This window comes from Rhizobium sp. 01L419 (assembly GCF_056400025.1).
In genome coordinates, this window is the sequence record NZ_JBFTSM010000012.1 from 133,660 (window position 1) to 159,327 (window position 25,668).

Consider the following 25,668-nt stretch of genomic DNA (forward strand, 5'->3'; position numbering starts at 1 on the left):
CGTTCTCGAAGCTGAAGCGTCAGAACTGCCAGTTGGCGGGAACCCAGGCGTATCCACCATCGGTCTTCAGCATGCGACCAAGACCAGGGAAGGGGTAATGGAAGCCAAGGACCGGGATCCTGTCGACGGCAGCCATATCGAAAATCCGTCGACGGGAGGCAAGCGCTGCGTTTTTGTCCCTATCCGGGCCGGGTCGCCACGGATTGTCGACATTGACAACGGGATGGTAGGCGAGGTCTGCCGTCAGCAGAAGCTGATCATTGCCTGAATGAACGATGAAGTTTGCCATTCCTGGTGTGTGGCCAAACGCTGCGATCGTGCTGAGCCCCGGCACGATTTCGGCGCCAGCCTCGTAGAGTTCAACGTCTTTGGCATAAGGCTCGAGACTATGCTTGATGGCCGCACCAAAGCGAACGCGGAAATCCTCGGGTACCGGCATATATGACAGATCGGGATCGTTGCGGACGAAGAATTCCCAGTCAGCGCGTGGCACGAAAACAGTTGCTCTGGGGAAAGCCATGGTGCCGTCGGCAGTTCGAAGGTTACCCACATGGTCGGGATGTGTGTGCGAGACGACCACGACGTCGATATCTGCCGGATCGAGACCGATTGCTGCCAGATTGGCAAAAATGCGACCTGCGTTCGGTCCCATCGTGCCGCCTGCTCCTGCTTCGATGAGGATGCGGCGGCCGGCATTTTCGATGAGCAGCGTATTCAGGTTGAGCGTCAGATGGTCGGTGGGAAGAAAGGCGCGACGCAACACCTCCTGAAGCTCTGCTTCCGGTGCATCACTGGCATAGATCCTCGGAGGGCCACCGATGACGCCATCACTCAAAACCGTTGCCGTGATTTCGCCGACGCGAAACCGGTAGTGGCCTATGTTGCCAGAGCCTGGCGTTTTCGTTTGGGCCTGAACCACACCGGCGGCGCCACCAAGAAATGTACTCGTGGCGCCAATCACCGCACTCAGCATTACGGCGCGCCTGTTCAGCGTGAAAGCGTTCATGTGTGCATCCTTCGCAGTCATTGCTGAAGCAGCTCGCAGAACAGCCGCGAGTTCCAACAGCGGTTGGTTGCCGATCATCGTCCATCCGGTCGAGTGCCGGTGGATGTCCTTCTGAGATGACACACAGACATCGCGCTGATAAGGGATGTAAACCTACGTGACTTGATAAGGACTGCTTCGCAATGAGCCAATTGCGGCTGGACAGTTTCGATGTATTCGCCTCAATCGTGCGATGCGGCGGCTTCCGTGCCGCGGCGGCTGAACGTGGCGTCTCTTCTTCGGCTTTAAGCCAGACGATCAACTCACTAGAAGAGGTCCTGGGGATACGGCTGCTCAATCGGACGACAAGAAGCGTGTACCCTACCGAAGCAGGCCAGCGCCTGCTCGAGCGCCTCGCTCCGGCATTGAGTGATATCAAGCTCGCGATCAGAGAAGTGGACGATCTTCGAGCAAGCCCGTCCGGCACATTGAAAATCAATGCGCCGGCTCCGGCCGTCGACCATGTCCTATGTCCGTTACTGTTTGATTTCATGCAAAAATATCCAGCGGTGAAGATCGAGGTGATCAGCGATGCTGCGATCGTCGACATTGTGGAACTTGGTTTCGACGCAGGCGTCCGGTTCGGTAAGCAGCTGGCACAGGATATGATCGCAATCCCCCTGGGGCCGTCGCTTCGTTACACGATCGTGGCTTCGCCTGATTATGTCGAACGGTTCGGAAGGCCGCTGACACCGCACGATCTTGTCGGCCACGACTGTATCCAGCGCCGGTTTCCAGGCGGCACCCTGGTATCGTGGAGATTTTCCCGTGCAGACGATCTGATGGAGATAACACCTGCGGGGCGTCTGACACTGAGTTCGGCCGCTAACGAGCTTCAGGCCGCCCTGGCCGGCATGGGAATAGCGCACGTATTTGACGACTACGCGAGACCGTATATCCAGGAAGGAAAGCTGATGGAGCTCCTTCCCGATTGGAGTCCGGTTTTGCCAAGCTGGTTTCTCTATTATCCCAACCGGCGGCTCCCGAGCGCGGCTACGCGTGCATTTCTGGACCATGTCAGACATTTCAATTGGCGCACCGATCCGGCAAGCGGGCCAGAGGACTGACACGAGGGCGGCTTCTTCACAGAGGCAAGCTCGCCTCCGCCCGCTAGCCCCCGGCCATCACCTCCCGATATGCCCGCGCGCGCTCTTTCTCCCGCACAGCCTTCACCACCAGCACACCCGCAACCGCGAGCCCGGCCACCATTACCCCACCAAGCACCCACAGATTCGGCTCCGCCGGCAGCGCCGCACCCGTTCCGGCCCCACCCGATGCCGACACCGCAATTGCCGCACCTGCCTTCCGCAGCGTGCCGGCAGCCTTCTCGGCCTTGCTTGCCTCATCCGCCAGGGCGGCCTTGGCGTTCACGCCCGGCTGGCTATGCAAGAACATCGCCACGGCCTTCGCCTCGATCCTTGCCACGCGGGCCGACCAGCCTTTGCCGTAGGTTTTCCAGATCGCCAGGCTTTGCATGAAGCTCAGCCGCCTTGCGCAGAGGGCTTTGATTTCCCTTGTGCCGGCAGTTGCGGCTTTGGTGCGGGTGATGGGGCCGAATTTGCCGTCTGCCGGGGCGCCGATCACGGTCTGGGCGTCGCGAAGGGCGCGGGCGGAGCCGGAGTTGACGGCGTAGTCGAAGGTGGCGAGGTCGAAACCATCAGGCAGCGTGTCGCCACTGATTTCGTCCCAGTATCTGGCCTTGTAGATCGGCTGGACGTCGTCGAGCGTCAGGTTGCGGATGTCGAGATTGGGGAAGGCGGCGGCCGAGATGCCGTATTTGGTGCCTTTCAGCGTGCCCTTGCCGATCTTGCCGCCGGTCCAGTTGCCGGGGTCGGTGCGCTCCAGGGAGAGGCCGCCTTCGGATGCAAGCGTGATGGAGAGGCATTTGGGGAAATTCGCGCTGGTCATGCCGCGGGTCCTTTTTCGATGGATCGCGACAAGATCTGACGGCAACAGTTGTGCCTGTTGCATGAGGACGGGAGGAGTGACCGCCGCCTCCGTTACAGGAGAACAGAGAGGGGCGCGGCGGCCGGCTTTTGACGGCCTGTAAAAGAACCACCCGCGAGAGACATCGTTCCGAATGAAGCCTAATCAAATAGGGCTAAGGGACGGTTCGCAGGTGTGGAATCGCATCGGAAATGGCTGTGCAAGGCGGGGCAATTCGCTCGACCGGCCTGGCAGTTGATGGCGATCGGCGCATTGCCTGAAGACATCAATGTCTGGTGCTACTGACCTCGGGATTGGCCATCTTGAATCTTGCCAGCATGTCGAGGGCCTCTTTGACGATTGCGTCTGATGTCGCAAACGAAGAGGAGGCGATTTTTTCGCGATCGCGGAAGAGGCGGCCGGCAAGCTCTTCCATGACGGTTGGACAGGCGATCACCGTTGCCTTTTGCCACGAGGGCGGAAAAGTGCAGGGTTTCGCTCAACAACAGCAGAGCCGCCAAGCGTTGATCTCTTGTCAGTTCGTTTGCGGGCTTGATCTGGCGCACGTGTTTTCCGATCTGATCTCTGATTGTGATCGGGCGCTGCAGCCGCGCCCTAAAGCGTGTCGCGATCCAGATCCGCTTGTCACGCTTTAAGTCTTTGTTTTGCGCATGTGGTCATCGCAAATCAGGCTTTTTGAAAATCGATCCCAATTTTCGGACGATACTTCAGAAGGCGCCGGTTTTAAGGCTCCTGCAGTTCACCTCTCTCACGAAGCTTCAGAATGCCGAGCTGGATGACCTTTATGAGATCTGCCTGCAAGGAGCCGCGACTGTCCTGATATTCTTCCAGGGTGGGCTTGGTGACGGTCGCATAGGCGAGTGTCGATAGGCGATCATCCTTCACAGCCTGGGCTCCGAGATGCCAGATGCGGTCAAACAATATGCGGTCGAGATTCTGGCGTGACATGCTATTTCTTTTCAATTCACTTCTTCTTGTCGGCTTGAGGCTGAAACGCCGTTGATCGAAAGGCCGCCGCATCATGCTGATGGCGTGCCGGAACGACTTGCGTGCTTCAGACGGGTGCCGCCAGCCAGCGTTTCTCGGATAATTCCGCATCTTCATGCGCCCAGTGCGCGAATGCGTCGAGAGATTGCGAACGGTAAATCGGGATTCCGAATATGAACTGCCGATAGGCAACCTGGCCATCCTCCACCTGCCGCACATAGCGGCGGCGCCTGTCATATCGCGATACGTAGGCGTGGCCGGGCTCGATGAGGGAAAGCTGCATTGGAAGAACTCCATTTCTTCGATAATGGCCGGCAGCCGGGCGAGTTCCGACGCGGTTCAAAAAAAGTACTGCATCCCTGCCGCCTCCCATGCCCGCGTTTCAGAACACATCGGCATAGCCGGCCGTGGCGTTCATCGCGCTTTCCTTCAGCGTCACGCCCTGGGCGATCATGCCGGTCGCAAGCCGCGCAAGGCGCACATCCGGCATGGATTTGAGGCGCTGGGAGAAGGTGTTGACGGGCGGCAGGAAGTTTTCGCGGTAGCCCTGGTCGATCGCCCATTTGCGGAAATCCTCAAACAGCCTTGCGGTGCGCAGCCAGCCGCCGGCGGGCTCCATCGCGGCGGGTTCGACGCGGATGTCGAACCATTCGTTCAGCGGATCGAGCAGCAGCCAGGAATTCAGCGCGTCCCTGGAGCTTTCGGGCATGGTGTAGCCGCCATTCTGCTTCAGCCGCTGGGCGCCGGACACGGCAAGGCCGAGCAGCAGTTCCAACTCTTCCTTGGCGATGCGCTCGGCAATATCGGGGATGACCTCATGGTCGGGAATGCTGCGGTTGAACTGGATGACGACGAGGCGGCGGCGCAGGCCCCGGTCGATGCCGCCGTTGAAGCGCGGGAGCGTGTTGGTGGTGAAGCAATGCAGGGCGCGGGGGGTGAAGCTTTCGACATCCTTGTAGAGGCTACGGCCTTCGATCGTGTTGCCGGTGACGGCGGCCTTGAATTCCTCCCCTGATATGGCCGCCGCACTCAGCTCGTCGGCGACGTTCGCGGCCTTGCCGGCGAGATTGATGATGCGCTTTTCATCATTGAAGAAGGCGGGCGAGATGGAGGAGACGGAACCTTCCGGCAGCAGAGCGCGGAATAGCGAGGCGATGGTGGATTTGCCGTTGCTCGCGGTCTCGCCGAGCAGGATGAAGGCCTTCGGCTGACGGATGCGGGTGGCAAGGCCGAAGGCGGCGGCACCCAGCATTTCTGCAACGAGGTCGATCTTGGCGGCGGCGTCGGGGTCGCCGAGGAAGGCGCCGTGCAGCAGCCGGTGCAGCAGCGAGCCCTCAGGCAGGTGGCCTTCGGTGGGCAAGGTGTAGTCTGCTGATATGGTGAAGCGGAAACGGTCGTCCGGGTCATGCGGGCGGCAGAGCACCTTGCCGGCCTCGTCGAGGGTGACGGTGCAGTTCAGCGCGTTGACGCCGATGACGGGATTGCCGAAGAAACCGGCATCGGCCGTGCGCGTGCCGAACTCGTTGACGATGCCGTCGATCATGTGCCGGCCGAGCTTCAGCGGCTTTTCCTTCTGGCCGATGCCGATTGCGTCGAAAGCATGGATGGCGAGGCGGAGCTTCTGCTCGGGGATCGGGCGCCAGGCCGAGGGACCATAGGCCCAGAATTTGCCATCGGCACGGACGATCCGCCCGCCGCAGGCTTGCGCCAGATGCTCGTTGAAAATGCGCGCCAGCCAGACCTCGGAGCCGAAGGGCTGGCTTGGAAACCATTCCGGCATGCGGTCCATGCCATCAATACCAGGCGGCGGCTCTCTCGGGCTGGTTTTGACCTGTTCCTGCGCTGGCGGCGGCTGCTCGACCGGTGCGGGCGTATAGCGGCGGATGGTGGCGCGCATGAAGGCATCGAGATCCAGGCGCGTCCAGCCGGCATCGACGGCGTCGGCACTATCCCAGCCGCGAGCGGGAAGGCTGCCTTCCTGCCAGTCGCCGAAGGTGAAATGCTCGATCTTCGAGGCAGCCGCGGCATCGGCAAAGCCCGCGAGGCGCACGCGCGCCCCGAGGGCGGAGAGGATGGCGGCGATCTCGTCTGCCGCCGAAAGGCCGGGCACGTCGAAATCCGGCCAGATCACCACATCGCGGCCTGACAGCGGCGACCAGTCCGTGTGTTTGACCCCCTGCGTGCCGCCGGCCCAGGAAAGCACGGTGCGGCCGGACTTTCCCGCCAGCCGGTCGCGGCATTTCTCGCCCTCGACGACGATCACCTGTTTCGTCTCGCAAAGGCTTTCGAGGCCATAGAGCGGGCGCGGCTTGGGGAAGGGGTAGCGGCACCAGGTCTCCTTGCCGTCGGGCAGACGGACAAACATGACCATCGGCGTTTCCTTGGCCCCATCGGCGAGGTCGCGGCGCAGCACATAGCCGATCAGCGCGCCATCGGCCTGGCGATAGGGAAACACCATCGACGGAGCAAAGGAGCCCCATTCGAAGCGATCGCCCTGGCGCTTGGGATTATAGAGGCGGATGCGGGCGCCCGACTTGAGCGGCTTTGATGGAGGTGTGAGGGGGGTGATGCCTTCATAGGCATCGCGCACTTGCCGGGCGCGCGGGGCGTTGTTCGGCCTGATATGGCCGACGCCATCGGGACGGCTGACGCCATCGAGAATGCGGATCGCTTCGGCGAGATCGACGCCCTTGATCTGCCGCACGAAATCCAGGACATCGCCGCCGGCCTCGCAGCCGAAGCAATGAAAGCGCTCGATGCCATCCTGCCCTCTGAAGATGGTGAAGGAGGGCGTTTCGTCGGCATGGAAGGGGCAGCAGGCTATGTGTTCATGCCCGTTCCTTTGCAGCCTGCAGCCATAATGCGCCGCCGTCTCAGACAGCGACACATCGCGGCGAAGCCGTTCGACATCTGAAGGCATGTTGCGGCTCTTGCAAGGAATGTTGTTGTTATCGCAACATGGCCGGCTCAGTGCGGGCGGCGGCCATGGTCATTTCACGTCTCGGGGGATTTTAACGGGAAGTGGTGCTCGGAAACCTGCCTTCGAGCACCAGCCGGTAGCCGCGGCGATAGCCGACATTGGCAATGCCGATGCCGGAGCCTTCCAGCTTCTGGCGCAGGTGGCAAAGCGCGACCTTGAAGGCGAGGTACATCCTGTCCGGCGACGGGCCGCCATCGGGATCGTCGATATACATGGCGGTGAAGATGCGCTCGGTGATGACGGGCAGGCCCTTGCCCTTCCATACCGCCGCGAAGATGCGGCCTTCCATCGGCGTGATGCCATAATGATCGATGACGATCTCCGGCGCGGGAATGGTGACCGGCTGCTTGCAGCAGGGGCAGAGCAGGGGCTTCGTGATGGAGAGCGGGCCAGTGGTTTGCGGGCCAGTGCTTTGCGAGATGGGGGCTTTTGCGGCTGAACGTGTCGTGATGGTCTGCATATCGGTCCTCACTGTATTTCCAGGCTTCACTTACGGGCTTCTGTGACGTTGCGAATTGGTGTTCGGCGCTTCTGACGGCCTAAGACTGGGCCATCACCATCGCGCGGATGCGGTCTTCGAAGAGGGCAAGCCGGCGCAGCCGGTTTGCGAGATGCACGAGGTCGTCGACATCATCGCCATCGATCTTGAGCAGCGTTTCACCCGCCGCTTCGCCGCCGCGCATGACACAGCGCCCGACCAGCGCATCGATCAGCTCCGATTGCGCCAGCATGGACAGAGGCTCCTTACGCATCGTCCTCCTCCGCCATCATGTCCGAGGGGGCGAGGTTGAGCGCGGCTGCGAGCTCAGCCGGCATCAGCGCGAATTGGGCGGCGGCTTTCTGCCGGGGCGTTCGGGCCTCTGCCATTCTGATCCACCTGTCCCATGCGTCTCTTGTTGTCTAAGTTGAGATTATGTTGTCGAAATCACAACGTCAATCGAAATAGGAAAAAATACCTATCTTTTGTATTTCGGTCCTGGCGGAGAGGTATTCGGCGCAAAAGGCAAGCGGTGATGCAACTGGAGCAGATCAACCATGTCAAAGGTTGACGGTAAAAAGCCCGGTGCGGTTGCTTGCGTGCCGTTGCGTTTTTTGCAACAAATCAGCAACGATGCATATGTGCATGGGGACGCGGATGGCCGAGATCGATGGCGCCTGGTTTCACAACCAGCTGGAGGATAGGGGGCAGTCGCTGCGCGCGCTCGCCCGCCATCTCGGCAAGGATGCCTCCGCTGTTTCCCGCACCTTCTCCGGCAAGCGCAAGATGACCATGGAGGAGGCGGCCGAGATCGGGTCCTTTCTCGGCGTAACCGTGACCGAGGTCATGCGCCATGCGGGAATTGCGCAGGACAGCGAAGGGCCGAAGATCCTGCTCTCTGCCACCATCGGCGAGGATGGCGAGCTGCGCCCGCTTTCCGAGCCGCAGCCCTTGCCGCAGGCGGTGTTCGACAAGGCCCAGCTCGCGATCGGCGCCGGCCGCAACCGCCGGATCATCGCCGCCCAGGTGCGGGCCTCCTCCGGCGCGCTGTCGATCTGGGACGATGCCGTGCTGTTCTTCGCACCGACCGATGGCATCGAGCCCGGCGCGATCGGCGCGCTTTCGATCTGTGGCCTTGTCGGCGGCAAGCAGATCCTCGCCAAGCTCGACCGCGCCCGCAAGACCGGCGAGGCCAGGGTGGTTTCGCCGGCGGGAAAGGTGGAGGAGGCGGTGCTGGTCTCGGCGACGCCGGTGCTGGCGCTGATACCGTAGGGCGATATGGCGGGCATAGACTGGACAGACGAAGAGAACGCTTTGATCATTGCGGACTATTTCGCGATGCTTGCCGATGACCTTGCCGGCCGGGCCTATGACAAGGCGGCCCACCGCTGGAGGCGCATGTTTCGCTGACGGCGACGTCCTTTCAGGCGAGCTTTCTCTAGAGCGGACCCCGCTTCCCCTCTCTTGAAATGATCTGCCGAGCGCTAATTTCTGTCGCGGAAGGGATGGTTATCGTGCTTGCGCCCATCTTGCGGACGGGTTTACGCAAGGGGGCGCGCGGGAAGATGCGCCTTGCGAGCGGGAAGTGGATTGGATGGACATTGAAGCAGACGGCGCCGGACGGGCGGGGAAAGACGATATCGACAGCGAACAGCACTACAGGATCCTCTTCGATGCCATCGATGACGGTTTCTGCACGATCGAGGTGCTTTTCGATCACGAGGGCCGGCCCCATGACTATCGTTTCCTGCTGACCAACCCGGCCTTCGAGCGGCAGACGGGGCTGGCCAATGCCACCGGCCAAACGATGCGCGCGCTTGCACCCGGGCATGAGCAGCGCTGGTTCGATATCTACGGCAGGATCGCGCTGACCGGGGAGTCCGCCCGGTTCGAGCATCAGGCCGAGGCGCTCGGCCGCTGGTACGAGGTCCACGCCTTCCGCATCGGCGAACCGGAGAAGCGGCAGGTCGCCGTCATCTTCCGCGATATCAAGGACAGGAAGCAGGTTGCGGAGGCGCTGCATGACAGCGAGGCGCAATACCGGACGCTGTTCAACTCCATCGACGAAGGCGCCTGCATCATCGAGCGCCTGCCTGTCGGCGCCGACGGGCGGCGCGACTATCGCTATATCGCCATGAACAAGGCGATGCAGGCGATGTTCGGCGTGGCCGATCTCAGCGGCCGCACCATCCGCGAATTTTTCCCCGACGAGGTGGAGGACTGGTACGACGATTACGACCGGGTTCTTGCAACGGGCGAGCCCCTCCGCTTCGAGCGGGAATCGCAACCGCAGGGCATGGTGCTGGAAATGTTCGTCTCGCGGCTCGGCGGAAAGGCGGGCCAGCTGCTTGCCGTCATGCAGAACATCACCACGCGCAGGCGGGCGGAAGAGGCGCTGCGGCACAGCGAGGAGCGCACGCGGGCGCTGATCAATGCCAGCTCCGACGTCGTCTACCGCATGAGCGCCGACTGGCAGGAAATGCACCAGCTCGACGGGCGCGGCTTCCTCTCGGATGTCGAGGGGCCGACCCTGCGCTGGATAGAAGATTATGTCTTTCCCGAGGATCAGGCGCATCTGCGCATGGCAATAGCCAGCGCCATCCGCGAGCGACGCCCCTTCGAGCTCGAACATCGCGTGAAGCAGGCGAATGGCGAGGTGGGCTGGACCTTCTCGCGCGCCATTCCGGTGTTCGACCGCTATGGCGATATCATCGAATGGTTCGGCATGGCGACCGATATCAGCGGACGGGTGAAGGCTCGCGAGCAGCAGCAGTTGTTGAATCACGAGCTCGGCCACCGGCTGAAGAATGTGCTGAGCCTGGTGCAATCGATCGCCAACCAGACCTTCCGCCAGGCCGACAACCTGGCAGAGGCCGCCGAAACCTATAGCGCCCGGCTGATCTCGCTGGGGCGGGCAACCGATATCCTGACGGAAACCGCCTGGGCCGATGCCAGGCTGCACAGCCTGGGGCAGGCAGCGCTGATCTCGGTCGGCGATTTCAGCGAGCGCATCCGCATATCGGGCCCCGATCTCGACCTCGCGCCGCAGCAGGCGCTGATGCTGACGCTGACGCTGCACGAGCTTGCGACCAACAGCCTGAAATATGGCTCGCTGAGCAATGAGACCGGCAGGGTGGACCTCAGCTGGGATGTGACGACGGCGGCTGACGGCGAGCGGCAATTCACCCTGGAATGGCGAGAGAGCGGCGGACCGGAAATCAGCGCGCCGGCGCGCGAGGGGTTCGGGACGCGGATGATTGGACGGCTGCTGCCGGCGTCGTTTCAGGGGACGGCGGTGCTGGGGTATGAGGCGGCGGGGTTTGAGTTCAGGCTGGAGGCGCCGGTGGGGGAGGTGATTAAGGTGCGGGGGTAACTCTTTGAGGAAATGGAGATGATCCATCTACTGCCGCCGAAGTCTGAGTAGTCATTTTGTAAGCCCGGACAAATACTTTTGCTGCCATTTCTCGAGATGTTTTAGAAATCTTTGTTTGACGAAAAGCGCCTCGGCAAGATCTGTGTCAATTGCATTGCAAACGATGACAGTGCCGTAGCCAAGATGCACGGCCAGCTCTTCTATGGAGACGCGGAGACCATTGCATCCCCCTACAATCTCCGCTACCAACGCCCCATCCACAAGGACCCGGTGAAACCCCGGGTGGCTCTTCTGGCCGCCGATCCGCCAGACAACACGTGAACGCAACCTTACCTCCCAGGACCGGTCCCTCCGGTTGTTGCCTTCGACTGTGAAAAATTCTCAAATGCGATCTCTTTCAAACTACCGTCTGGAGTGGTTCTCCAACATTCGTGCCGATATTCTCTCTGGTATCGTCGTGGCCCTTGCGCTGATACCGGAGGCCGTCGGTTTTTCTGTCATTGCGGGGGTCGATCCCAAGGTCGGGCTTTTTGCCTCTGTCGCCATTGCCTGTGTGACGGCGCTTTGCGGCGGACGGCCGGCGATGATTTCGGCGGCGACGGCGTCTACGGCCGTGCTGATGGGGCCGCTGGTGCGGGATCACGGCATCCAGTATCTGTTTGCGGCGACCATTCTGATGGGCGTGCTGCAGATCATCGCCGGCGCCCTGAAGCTCGGGCGGCTGATGCGGTTCGTGTCGCGCTCGGTCATGACCGGCTTCGTCAATTCGCTGGCGATCCTGATCTTCGTGGCGCAGCTGCCGCAGCTGATCGGCGTGCCCGAGGTGACCTATCTGCTGATCGCCATCGCGCTTGGCGTGATCTATCTCTTTCCCTACGTGACCAAAGCCATTCCTTCGCCGCTGGTGGCCATCGTCGTCGTGACCTGCATCGCGCTCGGCTTCGGCATTCATGTACATACGGTGGCCGATCTCGGCGAGATGCCGACGGCGCTGCCGCCGTTTGCCTTGCCCGCCGTGCCGCTGACATGGGAAACACTGCGGATCATCTTTCCCTATTCGGTGGCGCTTGCCGCCGTTGGCCTGCTGGAATCGCTTCTGACGGCGCAGATCGTCGACGATCTCACGGATACGCCGAGCAACAAGAGCCAGGAATGCATGGGGCAGGGTGCCGGCAATATCGTCTCGGCGCTGTTCGGCGGCATGGGCGGCTGCGCCATGATCGGCCAGTCGGTCATCAACGTGACTTCGGGCGGGCGCGGGCGTCTCTCGACCTTCGTGGCCGGCGCCTTCCTGCTGGTGCTGCTTCTGGTGCTCGACGATATCCTGCGCATCGTGCCGGTGGCGGCGCTTGTTGCCGTGATGATCATGGTGTCGATCGGCACGTTCTCGTGGAAATCGATCGTCGATCTGAAGCGCCATCCCGGCACATCCTCCATCGTCATGCTGGCGACGGTTGCGACGGTGCTTGCGACGCAGGATCTTTCCAAGGGCGTGGTGGTGGGCGTGCTTTTGTCCGGCATCTTCTTTGCCAGCAAGGTGGCGCGGCTCTTCAGCGTTGCGAGGCGGGAGGACAGTCAGACCGGCATCGTGACCTATAGCGTCGAAGGGCAGGTCTTCTTCGCCTCGGCGGAAAGCTTCATCGGCGCTTTCGACTTTGCCGATGCGGGCAGCAAGGTCATCATCGATGTCAGCGGCGCGCATCTCTGGGACATCACTGCCGTCGGTGCGCTCGACAAGGTGGTCCTCAAGCTCCGCAAGGCGGGTAGCGATGTGCAGGTGCTCGGCTTCAACAAGGCGAGCGCCGACATGGTCGACCGTTTCGCGCTGCATGACAAGGATGAGCGGGCGGCGGCCGGCGCCTCGCTGCATTGATGCGGATTGCTAGCTGAAAACAGATGTGATGGGTGTCCGGTTTGCGCCGGACACCCATCACATCCGGGATATTATCGAGCTTGGAGCGAAGCTGTGGTTTCTCCGGATATGCCGGGCGTGGAGTTTACGCCCGGCACTGTTCCTTTAGCCGATCGATCAGGCCGCCGGCGTCGCCACTGGCTCAGTCGCGAGCGCCTTGCGCAGCTGCTCTTCCTGCTCCGGCGAGAGCGAGGAGCGCAGGATGGTGGCGTGTTCGCCCTTGAATTCGGCCAGTACCTTTTCCGGCTGGACCTTGCGCAGCAGCAGGAAGAGGGCGGAGCTGTTGACGGGGATCGTGTCGGCGAGCTTCTTGATGAGGTCGTCGTCGATGCCGTAATCGGTCATCGATCCCGCGAGCGCGCCGGAGCCTGCGCCGAAGGCGCCGCCGAGAACCATGCCGGCCAGCGGATTGAGGAAGAGCAGGCCGACGAGCGAGCCCCAGATCGCGCCCGACAGGCCGCCGCTCGTTGCGCCCGCAGCCGTCAGGTTGACGCTCTGCTTCAGGCGCACCTTGCCTCCGGCGTCGCGCACGGCGATGACGGCATCTTCGAGATCGACGAGATATTCCTTCTCAAGCTGGACGAGCCGGTTGAGCACGGCATCCGCCTTGTCGGCGGTATCGAAACCAAGCACCACAAGTTCTGACATGGCTTTCCCTCCTGTTGGATTACAGATGCGGCAGATAGGCGCGCGCGCGGTTCCGTCCATGGCCCGGGCCGCCCTTTTCTAGGGCTAGCACCGGGATGTGAGAGGGCGATGAAGGGGGATGCTCCGAAACGGCGATGCCTGCCCGCGCGCGAATAAGTGCCTGACCTTGACGAAGACACAGTTGCGATGCCTCGGCTACTCCGGCACAAAGCGACGACAATGGGTTGAAACGGATGCAGTGGCTTCTCCAGGATTTCGACGATACCAGAAAGCTGGCCGAAGCGCTCGACCGGCTCGGCATCTCCTACACGTGGCACAAGGTCGTTCCCTTCGTCGGCGCTGATCCCCGAGCCTGTCGTTGCCGATCCCGGCGCCGTGGTCATGTTCGGCGCCTATTCGCTGTGGCGGTACGCGGAGGCCAAGGCTTACTGGCCAGGCATGTTGAAGCTGCGGCCTTTTGTGCAGGAAGAGGCGTGGCACCCTTACCTGCTCAATGGAGCCGACGCCCTGTTCATGACCCTCCGCGATGTGCCCGCGCGTCTTGCCGATGACGGGACGGAATGGTTCCTGCGGCCCGTCGACGACAGCAAGGAGGAGCCCGGCAATGTGAAAACCGCGGGTGAGATCATCCGTATGGCGGAACGGGTGCTGGTGCTTGATGAAGATGAGATTCCAAGCGGATCGTTGCGCCACGATACGCTGCTGATGCTGACAAAACCTGTTCGTATCCTGCGCGAATGGCGGCTCTGGGTCGTGCAAGGGCGGGTCGTCACCTATTCGCTCTATAAGGATGGATCGCGTGTCATCCACCGTCACGAGATCGATGAGGACGCGCTGGCGTTCGCGCAGCGTATGGTGGATATCAATCCCGGCTACGCGCCGGCCTATGTGGTCGATATCTGCCGCACGGAGGAGGGCCTGAAGCTCCTCGAGACGAACTGTATCAACGCTGCCGGCTTCTACGCAGCGGATCTTAGGAAGCTTGCGGCTGATATCGACGGTCTCGCGCGAGACTGATGCCTTGCTGCTTTTGAGGCGGCGCTATCGCGTTCGGCCTCAATGAAACGGGCGCACCTCCACCTGTGCCCGGCAGGCGATGGCGGCCTTGCGGCCCCAGGCGAGCGCCTCTTCCATATCCGCTGCCTCCAGCACCCAGAAGCCGCCGATATGCTCCTTGGTTTCGATATACGGTCCGTCGGTGACGAGCAGCTTGCCGTCAGGCTTCCGCCGCACCGACATCGCCGTGCTGACCGGCTGCAGGCCGCCGACGAAAGTCCGGATGCCGGCGGCGACCATTTCTTCGTTCAGCACATCGATATCGTGGCGCAGCGCCTCGTCTTCCTTGCAGGGATCGTAATCGTCGGGGAGGTGGATGGCGACCAGATATTGCGGCATTTGCTTCTCCTGTCTGGGGTAGGGTGAGGCCGCCTTGGCCTTCCTTCATTTTCTGGTCGAACGGCGAGGGCGGAATTCGACCGACGGCTTGCTAAATTTTGGATCCTGCCGATGGATCGGTTATAGGGAATTCTGCTCCCGGATCCCGTCTGCGCAAAGGTCTTGTCATGCCGCTTCTCGATGCAAATCTAGCCTTCCCCGTCACCCATCCCGATGGCAGGGTTTCGAAGACGACGATGTACCTGAAGAATGTCATCGATCATCCGCGCATGGAGATCGGCGATTACAGCTATTTCACGCATTACGGAAAGCTGGAGGAGACGGCCGAGATCCTCGCGCCCTATCTCGGGCGGGGTTGCCGGGAGCGGCTTGTCATCGGCAAGTTCGTGCAGATTGCCCGCGGCAGCTATTTCATCACCAGTTCGGCCAACCACCCGATGGGCGGCATCACCACCTATCCGTTCCGCATCTTCAAGCCGGAAACCTTCGGCTACAAGGATCTGCCGGTGAAGGATACGGTGGTCGAGAATGACGTCTGGATCGGCCATGACGCCGTTATCATGCCGGGTGTCAGGATCGGCGCCGGCGCGATTGTCGCTGCCTCATCGGTCGTCACCCGCGATGTGCCGCCCTATGCCGTCGTCGGCGGAAATCCGGCCAGCATCATCCGGATGCGCTATCCTGTCGAGATCATCACCGAGATCCTGGAACTTGCCTGGTGGGACTGGCCGATCGACAAGATCGAAGCCAATCTGCCGGCGCTGGAGAGCGGCGATCTCGCGGCCCTCAAGCGGGCCTGAACCGGTCCTCGACATGGGCGCGATGCCTGCGACTGCCGGCGCTCTTCCAATTGTTGCCAGTGGCGCTATCCTCGACAGGGACTGGGTGTAACAATCTTCTGACATGATGGGATCAGGTCGAACCATGCCTCCATGCGACCGGACGCCGATGGCCGCCAGCGGCCGGCCCGCCAATCGTTTTCAGCCCATGCCTGATGGCGGGATGGACGCATGCTGATGCTGGATGATTCCTACCGACGCCTGGGGCTTGCTGTCATCGCCTGCCTTATCGGGATTGCCGTCTCGTGGCTGACATTGTCGCCGTTCGGGCTGCTCGGTCCCGTCGTCGCTGCTTTTCTCTATGGGCGCGGCATTGCTGTCCGGCTGCTCTACTCGGCGTTGGCGGTCGCCCTCGTCGGCGCGCTTCTGGCAGCTGCGCTTTATCCCGATATGCGCGAAGCCGCGCTGTCATGGGTGGCTTTCCTGGCGCTTTCTCTGTGTCTCGGCCCGGTCGTTTCAGCCAACGTGCCGGAGAAGCCCGACGCCGATCCGGTGCGGGCAGCCAAATCGGTGGAACGGCTGACGGGTATTGCCTGGGCTACGGATGCCGCCGGCGCTTTTCTCTACGTGACGCCCAGCGTGCTTGCCTTTCTCGGGCTCGGCCTTGATGACTTCAATGCACCGCTCGTCAATAAGGAATTCGGATGGAAGCGGGCGATCCATCCCGACGATTACGAGGTTGCGGCAGCCCTGTGGCGACGCTGCCTGCAGACGGGCGAGCATTACAGCATGGACAGCCGCATGCTGCGCCCGAGGGGCGGCTACGGCTGGACACGCAGCACGGGACAGCCGCTGCGCGACGGCAACGGCGTCATCACCGGGTGGTACGGCACGGTCATCGATGTCGAGATCGCGCCTCCGCACAACGAACCTGCGGCTGATGAGCTCGGCGGTTCTGCCGCCGGTGTGACGGCATCCGATACGCTGCCGTCGATGGCAGAGGTTCATCCGCATGACAGGGCGACGGTGGAGCAGGCGCGGGCGCGGGCTTTCTTCCACGGCATTCCCCAGGTCAGCAGCTACCGGAAGCTTCAGGCCGATGGCAGCTATCGCTGGGTCGAATTCCGGGTGGAGCCCACATATGGCACCAGCGTCGAGGTCGATCCGGCTGTCGCGCGGCAGGACGAGCGATGGACGACGGCGAGCGAACTCGGCGAGACCGGCGAGGCGGTGCGCGCCGCACTCGCCATCGAAAACCTCTATGGCGGCGCCTGGGCGTTGGACGCGTCAGGGCAATTCACCTATGCAACGCCGACGGCGCAGACCTCGATCGCCATGGTGCTCGAAGACCTGAACCTGCTTCTCGACGACAAGCCCTTCATCGAGGGCGGACGGCAGGGCTGGCAGCGCGGCGTGCATCCCGACGACAGCGAGGCGGCCGGCGAGACCTTGCGCCACGCGTTGAGGACGGGCGAGCACTGGAATTTCGAATACCGGGTGCTGCGCGCCAACGGCGCCTATGTGTGGCACCGCGCGGCAGCGCGCCCGACACGCGACACCGAGGGGCGCATTACCGGTTGGTATGGCGTGACTGTCGATATCGACGCCTACAAGCGCACGGAGGCTGCACTTCGCGAACGCGAGCGGCAGCTGCAATTGCTTGTCGATACCGTGCCGGCGCTGATCTGGACCACAACGGCCGAGGGACGGCCGACCTATGTCAACAAGCCCTTTACCGAGGTGACGGGCGCCACTCTTGAAGACATCACTGCGCAGGATGGCTCGCCGTCACTCAGCGTCATCCATCCTGATGACCGGGAGACGGCGCGCCAGGCGGTGCGCCACTCCTTCGCCACCGGTGAACCCTATGTCCAGCGATACCGACAGGCCCGCGCCGACGGCAGCTACCGCTGGACCGAGACGCGTGCGGAACCGCTGCGCGACGCCTCAGGCGCCATCCTGCAATGGTATGGCGTCAGCACCGATATCCACGACCTGGTCACCACCCAGGAGGCCCTGCGCGAGAGCGAACGCTTCCTGCGGCAGCTGGTGGAAACCCTGCCGGCGATGATCGATTGCGCCGCGCCGGATGGCGAGCCGATCTTCCGCAGCCAGAGACTGCGCAACTTCCTCGGCTACGATCTCGACGAACTCGACGGGACGGGAAAATCCCGGCTTTCCGGCACGCTGGATGCCGGCGTGCATCCCGACGAACTGGCCCAGGTGAAAGAGAAATATACCCATGCGCTCGCAACAGGCGAACCTTATGCCCGCCGGCATCGCCTGCGCAGGTTCGACGGCGAATATCGCTGGGTGGAGACGCGCGCGGCACCGATGCACGATGCCGAGGGCGCCATCGTGCAATGGAACGTCGTCTGCCTCGATATAGACGGCGAGGTGCGGGCGCAGGAGAAGCTGCTTGCAGCACAAGAAAGCCTGGCGCGCGCCAGCCAGGCGGCCAGCCTTGCGGAACTCTCTGCCTCCATCGCCCATGAGGTGAACCAGCCGCTCTCGGCCGTTTTGAGTTCTTCGGACGCCTGCCGGCGCTGGCTGATGGCGGAGCCGCCGAATATCGAGCGGGCGCAGAAAACGCTGGAGCGCATCATCGCCAGCGCGCATTCGGCAAGCGATGTCGTCACGCGCGTGCGGGCCCTGTTCAAGCGCGCCGAAGACAAGCGGGATTGCGTCACACTCGGCCGGGTGATCACGGAAGCGGGCGACCTGCTGGCCGAGGAGGCCGTGCGGCGCGGCGTTCGCATCGATATCGACGGCAAGGATATTGTTCTGCCCGTTCCCTTTGACCGGGTGCAGATCCAGCAGGTCGTCATCAATCTCATGCGCAACGGCATGGACGCGATGGAGGCCGTTCCCGACAGCAGGGTCCTTCAGGTCCGCGTTCGCAGGGAGGGTGGCATGATACGGGTTGCAGTCAGCGACTGCGGTGCCGGCATCGAATTTCCCGACAAGATCTTCGAGCCGTTCTTCACGACGAAGGAGCAGGGCATGGGCATGGGGCTTGCGATCTGCCGCTCGATCGTCGAGGCGCATGGCGGGCAACTCTGGGCGGAAGGGAACGAGCCGCGCGGGACGAGGTTCATCTTCGCTCTGCCGGACGAGGCGCGGCCGTAAAAATGGCTCTACTAAAAATTCACTTTTTTTCCGCTACATATGTGCACTATGACACGTGAGCAAACTACAACGGTGGTGTGTGAACGTTTAGGACAATCGTGTCCCCTTTGGAGAACTCATCGTATGAAGCACGTATCGATCATTGTGCGCGCGGATTGGGATGAAGAGGCCGCCGTCTGGGTGGCCAGCAGCAATGACATTGACGGGCTGGCCGTCGAGGCCAGCACCTTGGAAGCTCTCGAGCCCAAGGTTATCGCTGCAATAACGGATCTTTTCGAGCTGAACGGATTTACGTCGGACCTGCCGGAAATCCCTGTTCATATCATGGCCGAGCAGCTCGTTCGTATCCCCAATCCCACCTACTAACCGGATGGCCGGCTATCTCAAGGAACTTAAAGAGTTGCTGTTGAAAGCCGGCTGCAAATATATTCGGCCGGGAAAGGGTGACCATGAAATTTGGTTCAGTCCGATTTCAAATCGCCATTTCACGGTCGATCATGGCGTCAAATCCCGCCATACTGCCAATGAGACACTGAAGCAGGCGGGCCTTCCAAAGGCGTTTTGAACACTGCGATTTCGAGATGTGCGTCGACCGAAGGGGTGGGCCGCCTGATGCCATGGGCAAACCTTCGTTCGATGGCGAGGCATTTCGATCAGGCCTATTCCTCTGATTGCTTCCAGCATCAGAAGAAGGCTTTGGCATCATGAGCACGACAGAGACACGGATCGTTGCCGGCATTTCCGTCTCCGATACACCCGTCATCGATCGGGCGGTGGACTATGCGCGGTCGGCCTGCGAGCCCTATCTTTTCAATCACGTGATGCGATCCTGGCTGTTTGCGGTGCGGACGGCGCAGTTGCAGGGGATCGAGCATGACGGCGAAGTCGTGGCACTCGGCACGCTGCTGCATGACATCACCCTCAACGAGCGGTTTGCGGGGCCCCGCCGGTTCGAGGTGGAGGCCGCCGATCTCGCCCGCGGCTTTGCCGTGGATGCCGGGCTTGACCGGCGCCGCGCCCAGATGATCTGGGATGCGGTTGCGCTCAACTCGACGCCATCGATCGGTCTCTACAAGGAGGCGGAGATCGCGCTTTGCACGACCGGCATCTGCCTCGATGTCGTCGGCTTCCAGTACAGCCTCATTCCGGCGGCCGAGATGGGGGCGATCGTCGCGGAATTTCCCCGGCTCGGCATGAAGAAGAAGATGACCGGCTGTTTCTGCCACATCGCCAGGACGCGGCCTGAAACGACCTATGACAATTTCGTCCGCGATTTCGGCGAACGTCTCGTGCCCGGTTATGCGGTTCCTATGTCGTCGGTCGATCTCGTTGCGCAGGCACCTTTTGACGAGTGAGGACTATTGCAAGACGCTGCGGGGCGAACCTGGAGCTACCCGCGCGGTCTCACCAGGGTTTCGGGGGTGAGTAGATGAAGTTGCTTTTCGTCTTTTTCCAACTCGGTGAGATCGCTCGGAAAACCCGTTCTGCTGAAGAACAGGAAATGCTTGTCGGCGGCACCTTTTCCGTAAGATGTCTTTTCGGATCGCTCGCGTAACAGCCTTACATGGCCAAGGTCGATCGCGCTCGACCTCCATTTGCACTCCCCATAGAAGAATGCACCGTCCAGCAATCTGCCGGCGACATCGATGTCAAAATCGGAATGGCCCCAGATCTGACCGACTTCCTGGGCAGGGACTCCGAGTATTTCCTGAATGTGGAGCCTGGCATATTCCAGCGCGATCGCTTCGAATTCGATGCCCATGTATTCTGAAAACCGAGGCTCCACGACACGGTCATAAACGTCTGCGCCAAAACCGCTGCTGATCGCAGTCAGGTTCGGGCGCACGAAGCGATGCCAGAAGGAAATCAGGCTGTCTGCAACGCGATAGCGCCGGTTTCGGACTTTCTCATCGGCATCCAACGACTTGGCATTGCTGATGAGATCAAGGACCAGCAATTTTGCCATATAGGGTCCGATGCTGTCTGCTTTGGCGCCCAGTCGATTTGCAATCTCCGATTTGCTGTTACAGCCATCGGCAACGGCCGCCAGGATGCTGGAGTAAAAGCTCGGTTCCCTAAGCTCGGTTTGTAACAGCGTGTTCGGTTCGTCAATCAGCGTGCCCGTCTCGGTCAGCAGCAAATTGACGACGTTGCTCCTAAGGGGCGCGTTCGGGTTGCAGAGCTGGAGATAGTAGGGAATGCCGCCGAAAATCGCATAAGCCTTGATGATGTCTTCAGCCCCGTATTCCGGGAAAAATCTGGCAACGTCACTCAAAGGCAGCGGCTTCATGTCCAGCGACAAGGTCTTGCGCCCGTAAAGAGGATTCCGCTCGGCCAACAATTCTTCCATTTGAGAGATGGCGGAACCGCAGAGGATCAGCTTCATGGCTCCTTGGCTGAGCGCATCAGAGTCCCAGAATTTTTGAAGAATGGAAGGTAGCGCGGGCTCGTCATCGAGAAGGTATGGAAACTCATCGATCGTGACGATCAGGCCCGGGTGTTCTGCTGCACGCTCCGCCACATAGTGGAGGACGCCCTCCCAACCGGACAGCGCGTTGAGTTGTGGCTTGAAACCAATCGTTTTTCCGACTTCGGCTTTGAATTGCTCCAGGTTAAGAAGCGATGAGACGCGTGTCGCCTGAAAGTAGATTTCGTGACGGCCTTTGGCGATTTCACGCAGGAATCTCGACTTCCCGATGCGGCGTCGACCAAACAAGATGACGAGGGATGGTCTTGAGGAATCCAGCTCGCTTCTCACCAACTGAAGTTCGCGCTCGCGACCTAGAAACTCCATTCAATCCACCTACTGTAATTACGATTACCTTAATCACGATTACCTTAATTTTGATTACCTTATCGTGGGTAATGGAAATTGCAAGGGGACGCCATTAAAGCGACGCAAGGCCTGATCGTTGCGTCTTATGGCGGGGGAGGGTCCGCACGGTGGAATTTCCCCGCTTTCCCAGGTCTCAAACCGGCATCTCGTCCGTGATCACTTCGAAGCGCTTCAGAACAGCGGGGCCGAAAGCCGTCGACATGGCGACGTCGGTGGCGTCGCGGCCGGTGGCGATCAGGATGCGGCCGATGCGCGGGGTATTGTGGCGGGCGTCGACCGTGTACCAGCGGCCGCTGAGATAAACCTCGAACCAGGCGCTGAAATCCATCGGGTTCGGATCCTTGGGCACGCCGATATCGCCGAGATAGCCGGTGCAGTAGCGCGCCGGAATGTTCATGCAGCGGCAGAGCGTGATGGCGAGATGGGCGAAGTCGCGGCACACGCCCGTGCGGTCGGTAAAGCCGCCGAAGGCGGTGCGCAGCGGGTCGGCCTTCAGATAGTCGAAGGCGATGCGCTTGTGGGTAAAATCGAGGATCGCCTGGACGCGCGGCCAGCCGAGCGGTGTTTTGAAGAACGTCTTCCAGGCGAAATCGGCCAGACGATCGGTATCGCAATAGCGGCTGCCGAGCAGGTAGACGAGCACGTCATCGGGAAGATCGTTGATATCGTGCTGCATGGCGCCATCGGGCACAGGATCGGGCAGGCCGCTGTCATAGATTTCGAATTCGGTGGAAATGGTCGTGAGGCCCGGCGGCGCTGTAATGCGGCTGCAGGCATTGCCGAAGCCGTCCGTATAGGACCAGGCTTCGATCGGCTGATCGAAAGTGAGCGCCTGTTCTGTCAGCAGATCCACGCGTCGGGACGGGTGGAGGTTGAGGACCAGCAGCATGGGCGTTTCGTGTTCGCATTCATAGCCGATGTGAAAGCCTGCGCGTATCTTCATGGGGCGGTGGTCCTTTGAAACAGCGGTGGTCCTGCAGGCGAATGCGTGAGCGGGCCAGGCGTTCCGTCACCCGCCGCCTGCGGCATCGAATTCCCGTTCCGTGGTGACGTTGACCTGCACCTTCATGCTGTCGAAATCGCGCGATCCGCCGTCGTAACTTCCCGAGAGCGGCACGGCCTGGCGCGGGTCGCGTGCGACACCGACGCGGATCAGGTCGCGGCTTCCGACGATGCCATTGGTGGGATCGAACTCCACCCAGCCGGCACCCGGCAGGTAGACCTGGCACCAGGCATGGGTCGCGCCGCCGCCTCTTGTCACGGAGCCGTCGCGATCCGGCACATAGACGTAGCCGGTGACGAAGCGGGCGGCAAAGCCGAGCGAGCGGGTCGCCTCCATCATCAAGAGCGCGAAATCGCGGCAGGTGCCGCTGCGCAGCCGCAGCGTATCGCGGGGCGGCTGCGTGCCGTGTTCGGAGCGCCTGTTATAGTTGAAGCTCTCATGGATGGCGTAGCAGAGCGTCATCAGGATATGGCCGGTGCGGGCCCGATGGCTCAAGGGCACGAATTGTCGTGCCCATTTGCCCACCTCGTCATCGGCGTCGGGATAGTGCCTGACGATGGTCCGTTCGAGATCGATCGCCTCGTCGTCATCATAGGCAAAGGGAAAGCGCAACGCCTGCGTATCGATCTCCAGATCGAGGGGAACCTGCACCGTATGGTCGAGGCGGATGACCGTTTCGAAGCGCAGTTCGGCGGAGGCCGCCGATATCTCGACCAGCGCGATGCAGTTGCCGAAGACATCGTGGATCCAGCGGACGGAATCCGGCTTGGGAAAGACATCGAGGCTGCAGTTCAGAAGCGTCTGGTCGAAACTGTCGCGGGGGCGGAACATCAGCCGGTGCTGGCCGAAATGCACCGGCCTTTTGTAATGATAGGATGTGATGTGGCGGACGGAGAAAATCGTCATCCTGCCTCCCTGTTTTCATGGCGCGGCGCTGGAATAACCGTGGGGACATGACCGCAGGGAGAAATGACCGCGGGAAATGACCGCGGCGCCGTCACGTCTCCGTCACTTCTCTCTGCGCGAGAGCGGATAGGCAGGCGCATCGTAGAGCATGCGGATCTGCCTTTCGTCGAAGCGGGCTTCATTCACTTCCAGCACGCAGCCGCGCAATTGCGAGCCGGGCATATCTTCCATGGCAAAACGCACCGCTTCCGCGGCGGTTTCAAACCGCTTGTAGCGGGGGCCACGGGTGCTGCGCAATGTCTTGCCGGTGTAAAGCCCGGCTTCTGTCTGATAATTGAATTCTGCCACTTTATGGTCCTTGCTCGCTCCTGATATGCCGAGCCATCCCGATTTCGGAGTCTTCCAGCTCTTCGGGGCCGGCGGGTTCAGGATCAAACGACGGGAAGCGTCGCCCGCGTTATCTGGCGCTGGCGGCGTTCATCCTGCCTGGTTTCGCGTTGTTTCAAGAGCAGCCGTTTGCGAACATCCTGAAGCTTTTCGGCATCGGAGGCTTTTTCGGGCTGCGGCGCGCGAAAGAGATTTTCCGCTGCGCGCTTGTCGGTGGTCATATTGTTATCCTCTGGAACTTGGGCGGGACGGCCGCAGGGCCGTCACACCGGAGGGCTCGGCGTTATTTCTTCTTGTCGCTGCCCGTGTTGCTGCTTGCCATCTTGACCTGCGTGCCGGGCGCCGGGGCAGGTGTAGCCGCCGAAGCGCTACGGTCCTTCTTCGGCTTGCGGGTTTCGCGGTTGCTGCGGACTTGGCCTTTGGCCATGGTTTCCTCCTGGTGTGGTGATGCGGGGTATATCAGGTATTGCGGCTGCCGCCGGCTGGCCGGCGTGGCCGTTGCGGCATCAAAGGGGCAGGGGTCCGATGCCGGAGCGCTTGTCCAGAGAGGCTGCCAATGTGGAAACATGCAACTGCCCCAGAGAATGGATGCGGCGCGCGTTTGTTCCGCGGCCGGCCTGCGGCCCACGGCTGAAATCGGGAAAAGCCACGAAATTTCCGATGGCTTCGAAACGCTGGTCCCGCTGCCTGGCGGCGGCATCTTCGGCACGATTGAGAATGCCGAGCGCCACATTCTCGCGGTAGCCGAAGGCACCGGTTCGGATGAGATTGCGCGACAGGCTTGACGGATAAAAGTCGGAAGACATCACGTCCTCCTTTCGTTGGGGCCAGGCTAACGCCCGAACCGGCAGCGCCCTTGAAGTGGCTGCCAGCGATTGGAATCCTGCGCTTATTCGGTGTCCGGCGCAAGGCGTTTCTCGCGGAAAGCAGGAGCTCGGCAGCAGTCGCGGTGTAAACTTTTCGAATATTGCGCCGACGGCCGAAGCCGTTAATTTAAGGGCGGATATTTCAAGCGCGGAATCGAAGATGAGTATCGCTGTTTTGACGACCTACATTCTTGTCGTGCTCGGGCTGATGGTGATTCCCGGCCGGCGACACTGTTGGTTCTCGCCCGATCGGTCAGCGGCGGCCGGCGGGCAGGCATCGCAACGGGGCTTGGCATTGGGGCGGGCGATCTCATCCATTCGACCATGGCGACCTTCGGCCTTTCGGCTTTGCTTGCGACTTCGGCACTCGCCTTTGAAGTGGTCAAATATATCGGCGTGGCCTATCTCATCTATCTCGGATACCGGGCCTTCATCGAAAAGTCCTTCAATCTCGATATGGCGGCGGCCCCGGAGATCAGCCCCGGCAAGGCTTTCCGGCAGGGGATATTCACCGAAACCCTGAACCCCAAGACGGCGCTGTTCTTCCTCGCCTTTCTGCCGCAGTTCATCCATCCCGAGAGCGGATCGGTGATCGGGCAATTCGCGCTGCTCGGCATCATCTTCGTGGCGCTCAGCATCAGCGTGACATCTGCCTTGGCCTTCGGCGCCGGCTCGGTGCGCGGCTGGCTCAGCAGGAACCGGAGTATTGGCCGCTGGCAGGGGAAGGTGATCGGCTCGATCTATATGGCGCTTGGCGTGCGGCTGGCATTCCAGCAGCAGTGAGCGGCGCCCCGGCCACTGATATGTCCGGGGTTTGAGTTGCTATCGCTTTCGCTGCTAGCTGCCACTCGAAGCTCGCGAGGTCGAAATAGTCGCGCCAGAGGTTAATCCGCAAGCGAGTGCTATGGTTTCCATGCGCCAGCTGCGTTCATTCACGTGTATTGCCGGAACGGTGGCACTTATTACAGGGTTGCGACTGAACACGAGCCCGGTCTAG

29 protein-coding genes, 2 pseudogenes and 1 other annotated feature are annotated in these 25,668 nt (G+C 61.4%); of the genes and pseudogenes, 12 read left to right on the forward strand and 19 right to left on the reverse strand.

What is annotated here, in order from left to right; translation table 11 throughout:
• Positions 1-19: 19 nt before the first annotated feature.
• The gene (locus AC1DUP_RS23085) at positions 20-1,006 is read right to left on the reverse strand and encodes an MBL fold metallo-hydrolase (protein ID WP_477834704.1); all 987 of its coding nucleotides are present in this window, start codon (positions 1,004-1,006) and stop codon (positions 20-22) included.
• Between the two features lie 182 nt (positions 1,007-1,188).
• On the opposite strand from AC1DUP_RS23085, the gene AC1DUP_RS23090 reads away from it, so the two are divergent.
• Positions 1,189-2,112, forward strand: a complete 924-nt coding sequence (locus tag AC1DUP_RS23090; protein ID WP_477834706.1) for a LysR family transcriptional regulator — start codon at positions 1,189-1,191, stop codon at positions 2,110-2,112.
• A gap of 43 nt (positions 2,113-2,155) precedes the next feature.
• Here the strand turns inward: AC1DUP_RS23090 and AC1DUP_RS23095 are convergent, their stop codons facing one another.
• The 8 genes from AC1DUP_RS23095 to AC1DUP_RS23130 form a co-directional block, all read right to left on the reverse strand.
• Positions 2,156-2,953 (reverse strand): glycosyl hydrolase 108 family protein, encoded by a 798-nt coding sequence (locus AC1DUP_RS23095; protein WP_477834708.1) that lies wholly within the window; start codon positions 2,951-2,953, stop codon positions 2,156-2,158.
• A gap of 304 nt (positions 2,954-3,257) precedes the next feature.
• A complete protein-coding gene (locus AC1DUP_RS23100) occupies positions 3,258-3,428 on the reverse strand; it encodes a hypothetical protein (protein ID WP_477834710.1) in 171 nt (56 codons plus the stop codon).
• A gap of 287 nt (positions 3,429-3,715) precedes the next feature.
• On the reverse strand, positions 3,716-3,940 hold the full coding sequence (locus AC1DUP_RS23105; protein ID WP_113310987.1) for a hypothetical protein: 225 nt from the start codon (positions 3,938-3,940) through the stop codon (positions 3,716-3,718).
• A 106-nt stretch (positions 3,941-4,046) separates the two neighbouring features.
• Positions 4,047-4,262, reverse strand: coding sequence for a hypothetical protein (locus AC1DUP_RS23110; protein ID WP_113297094.1), 216 nt, complete (start codon positions 4,260-4,262; stop codon positions 4,047-4,049).
• A gap of 99 nt (positions 4,263-4,361) precedes the next feature.
• Positions 4,362-6,899: a CHC2 zinc finger domain-containing protein gene (locus tag AC1DUP_RS23115; RefSeq protein WP_477834713.1), complete on the reverse strand. Its 2,538-nt coding sequence runs from the start codon at positions 6,897-6,899 to the stop codon at positions 4,362-4,364.
• 91 nt (positions 6,900-6,990) lie between these two features.
• A complete protein-coding gene (locus AC1DUP_RS23120; RefSeq protein ID WP_477834715.1) occupies positions 6,991-7,419 on the reverse strand; it encodes a hypothetical protein in 429 nt (142 codons plus the stop codon).
• Between the two features lie 79 nt (positions 7,420-7,498).
• Positions 7,499-7,711, reverse strand: coding sequence for a hypothetical protein (locus tag AC1DUP_RS23125; protein ID WP_113310985.1), 213 nt, complete (start codon positions 7,709-7,711; stop codon positions 7,499-7,501).
• The gene (locus AC1DUP_RS23130; RefSeq protein WP_477834717.1) at positions 7,704-7,826 is read right to left on the reverse strand and encodes a hypothetical protein; all 123 of its coding nucleotides are present in this window, start codon (positions 7,824-7,826) and stop codon (positions 7,704-7,706) included. The genes AC1DUP_RS23125 and AC1DUP_RS23130 overlap by 8 nt, the downstream gene beginning before the upstream one ends.
• 268 nt (positions 7,827-8,094) lie before the next feature.
• On the opposite strand from AC1DUP_RS23130, the gene AC1DUP_RS23135 reads away from it, so the two are divergent.
• The 3 genes from AC1DUP_RS23135 to AC1DUP_RS23145 all read left to right on the forward strand — a co-directional run bounded on the left by AC1DUP_RS23135 (position 8,095) and on the right by AC1DUP_RS23145 (position 10,810).
• Entirely contained in the window at positions 8,095-8,709 is a 615-nt protein-coding gene (locus AC1DUP_RS23135) for a helix-turn-helix domain-containing protein (protein ID WP_477834719.1), read from the forward strand.
• A gap of 6 nt (positions 8,710-8,715) precedes the next feature.
• Positions 8,716-8,847 carry a hypothetical protein gene (locus AC1DUP_RS23140; protein WP_477834721.1) on the forward strand — a complete coding sequence of 44 codons (132 nt, stop codon included), beginning with the start codon at positions 8,716-8,718 and terminating at the stop codon, positions 8,845-8,847.
• Positions 8,848-9,031: 184 nt separating this feature from the next.
• Positions 9,032-10,810, forward strand: coding sequence for a PAS domain-containing protein (locus AC1DUP_RS23145; RefSeq protein WP_477834723.1), 1,779 nt, complete (start codon positions 9,032-9,034; stop codon positions 10,808-10,810).
• A gap of 51 nt (positions 10,811-10,861) precedes the next feature.
• Here AC1DUP_RS23145 and AC1DUP_RS23150 read toward each other — a convergent pair whose 3' ends face one another.
• Positions 10,862-11,137, reverse strand: a complete 276-nt coding sequence (locus AC1DUP_RS23150; RefSeq protein ID WP_477834725.1) for a hypothetical protein — start codon at positions 11,135-11,137, stop codon at positions 10,862-10,864.
• Positions 11,071-11,126: a sequence feature (sul1 is cis-regulatory element that is thought to sense ions involved in sulfur or methionine metabolism; They are found in Alphaproteobacteria), on the forward strand. (Overlaps the previous gene by 56 nt.)
• Positions 11,138-11,195: 58 nt before the next feature.
• Between AC1DUP_RS23150 and AC1DUP_RS23155 the strand changes: the two genes are divergently transcribed.
• Positions 11,196-12,683: a SulP family inorganic anion transporter gene (locus AC1DUP_RS23155; RefSeq protein ID WP_477834727.1), complete on the forward strand. Its 1,488-nt coding sequence runs from the start codon at positions 11,196-11,198 to the stop codon at positions 12,681-12,683.
• A 156-nt stretch (positions 12,684-12,839) separates the two neighbouring features.
• Here AC1DUP_RS23155 and AC1DUP_RS23160 read toward each other — a convergent pair whose 3' ends face one another.
• Entirely contained in the window at positions 12,840-13,370 is a 531-nt protein-coding gene (locus AC1DUP_RS23160; RefSeq protein ID WP_113310981.1) for a DUF1269 domain-containing protein, read from the reverse strand.
• A 233-nt stretch (positions 13,371-13,603) separates the two neighbouring features.
• On the opposite strand from AC1DUP_RS23160, the pseudogene AC1DUP_RS23165 reads away from it, so the two are divergent.
• A pseudogene (locus tag AC1DUP_RS23165) lies at positions 13,604-14,387 on the forward strand (ATP-grasp domain-containing protein).
• A 39-nt stretch (positions 14,388-14,426) separates the two neighbouring features.
• On the opposite strand, the gene AC1DUP_RS23170 reads toward AC1DUP_RS23165, so the two are convergent.
• A complete protein-coding gene (locus tag AC1DUP_RS23170; protein ID WP_477834729.1) occupies positions 14,427-14,765 on the reverse strand; it encodes a YciI family protein in 339 nt (112 codons plus the stop codon).
• Positions 14,766-14,932: 167 nt separating this feature from the next.
• On the opposite strand from AC1DUP_RS23170, the gene AC1DUP_RS23175 reads away from it, so the two are divergent.
• The 5 genes from AC1DUP_RS23175 (at position 14,933) to AC1DUP_RS23195 (ending at position 20,028) form a co-directional block, all read left to right on the forward strand.
• Positions 14,933-15,565 carry a CatB-related O-acetyltransferase gene (locus tag AC1DUP_RS23175; protein ID WP_113297083.1) on the forward strand — a complete coding sequence of 211 codons (633 nt, stop codon included), beginning with the start codon at positions 14,933-14,935 and terminating at the stop codon, positions 15,563-15,565.
• A gap of 210 nt (positions 15,566-15,775) precedes the next feature.
• Positions 15,776-18,673: a PAS domain-containing protein gene (locus AC1DUP_RS23180; protein ID WP_477834731.1), complete on the forward strand. Its 2,898-nt coding sequence runs from the start codon at positions 15,776-15,778 to the stop codon at positions 18,671-18,673.
• A 123-nt stretch (positions 18,674-18,796) separates the two neighbouring features.
• Entirely contained in the window at positions 18,797-19,039 is a 243-nt protein-coding gene (locus AC1DUP_RS23185) for a DUF1902 domain-containing protein (RefSeq protein ID WP_113507796.1), read from the forward strand.
• 4 nt (positions 19,040-19,043) lie between these two features.
• On the forward strand, positions 19,044-19,238 hold the full coding sequence (locus tag AC1DUP_RS23190) for a type II toxin-antitoxin system HicA family toxin (RefSeq protein WP_113507795.1): 195 nt from the start codon (positions 19,044-19,046) through the stop codon (positions 19,236-19,238).
• A gap of 139 nt (positions 19,239-19,377) precedes the next feature.
• Positions 19,378-20,028, forward strand: coding sequence for an HD domain-containing protein (locus AC1DUP_RS23195; RefSeq protein WP_477834734.1), 651 nt, complete (start codon positions 19,378-19,380; stop codon positions 20,026-20,028).
• A gap of 35 nt (positions 20,029-20,063) precedes the next feature.
• On the opposite strand, the gene AC1DUP_RS23200 is transcribed toward AC1DUP_RS23195, so the two are convergent.
• The 7 genes from AC1DUP_RS23200 to AC1DUP_RS23230 form a co-directional block, all read right to left on the reverse strand.
• Entirely contained in the window at positions 20,064-21,467 is a 1,404-nt protein-coding gene (locus tag AC1DUP_RS23200; RefSeq protein ID WP_477834736.1) for an ATP-binding protein, read from the reverse strand.
• A 175-nt stretch (positions 21,468-21,642) separates the two neighbouring features.
• Entirely contained in the window at positions 21,643-22,452 is an 810-nt protein-coding gene (locus tag AC1DUP_RS23205) for a transglutaminase-like domain-containing protein (RefSeq protein ID WP_113297079.1), read from the reverse strand.
• 66 nt (positions 22,453-22,518) lie between these two features.
• Positions 22,519-23,418, reverse strand: coding sequence for a transglutaminase-like domain-containing protein (locus tag AC1DUP_RS23210; protein WP_113507793.1), 900 nt, complete (start codon positions 23,416-23,418; stop codon positions 22,519-22,521).
• 102 nt (positions 23,419-23,520) lie between these two features.
• Positions 23,521-23,766 carry a hypothetical protein gene (locus tag AC1DUP_RS23215; RefSeq protein WP_113297077.1) on the reverse strand — a complete coding sequence of 82 codons (246 nt, stop codon included), beginning with the start codon at positions 23,764-23,766 and terminating at the stop codon, positions 23,521-23,523.
• An 83-nt stretch (positions 23,767-23,849) separates the two neighbouring features.
• Complete coding sequence (locus tag AC1DUP_RS23220) at positions 23,850-24,026, reverse strand: hypothetical protein (protein WP_162748596.1); 177 nt, start codon at positions 24,024-24,026, stop codon at positions 23,850-23,852.
• A gap of 62 nt (positions 24,027-24,088) precedes the next feature.
• A complete protein-coding gene (locus AC1DUP_RS23225) occupies positions 24,089-24,232 on the reverse strand; it encodes a hypothetical protein (RefSeq protein ID WP_477834739.1) in 144 nt (47 codons plus the stop codon).
• Between the two features lie 79 nt (positions 24,233-24,311).
• Positions 24,312-24,611 (reverse strand): hypothetical protein, encoded by a 300-nt coding sequence (locus tag AC1DUP_RS23230; protein WP_113297076.1) that lies wholly within the window; start codon positions 24,609-24,611, stop codon positions 24,312-24,314.
• Between the two features lie 220 nt (positions 24,612-24,831).
• Between AC1DUP_RS23230 and AC1DUP_RS23235 the strand changes: the two are divergent.
• Positions 24,832-25,454 (forward strand): annotated as a pseudogene (locus AC1DUP_RS23235) (LysE family translocator).
• Positions 25,455-25,668: the final 214 nt, after the last annotated feature.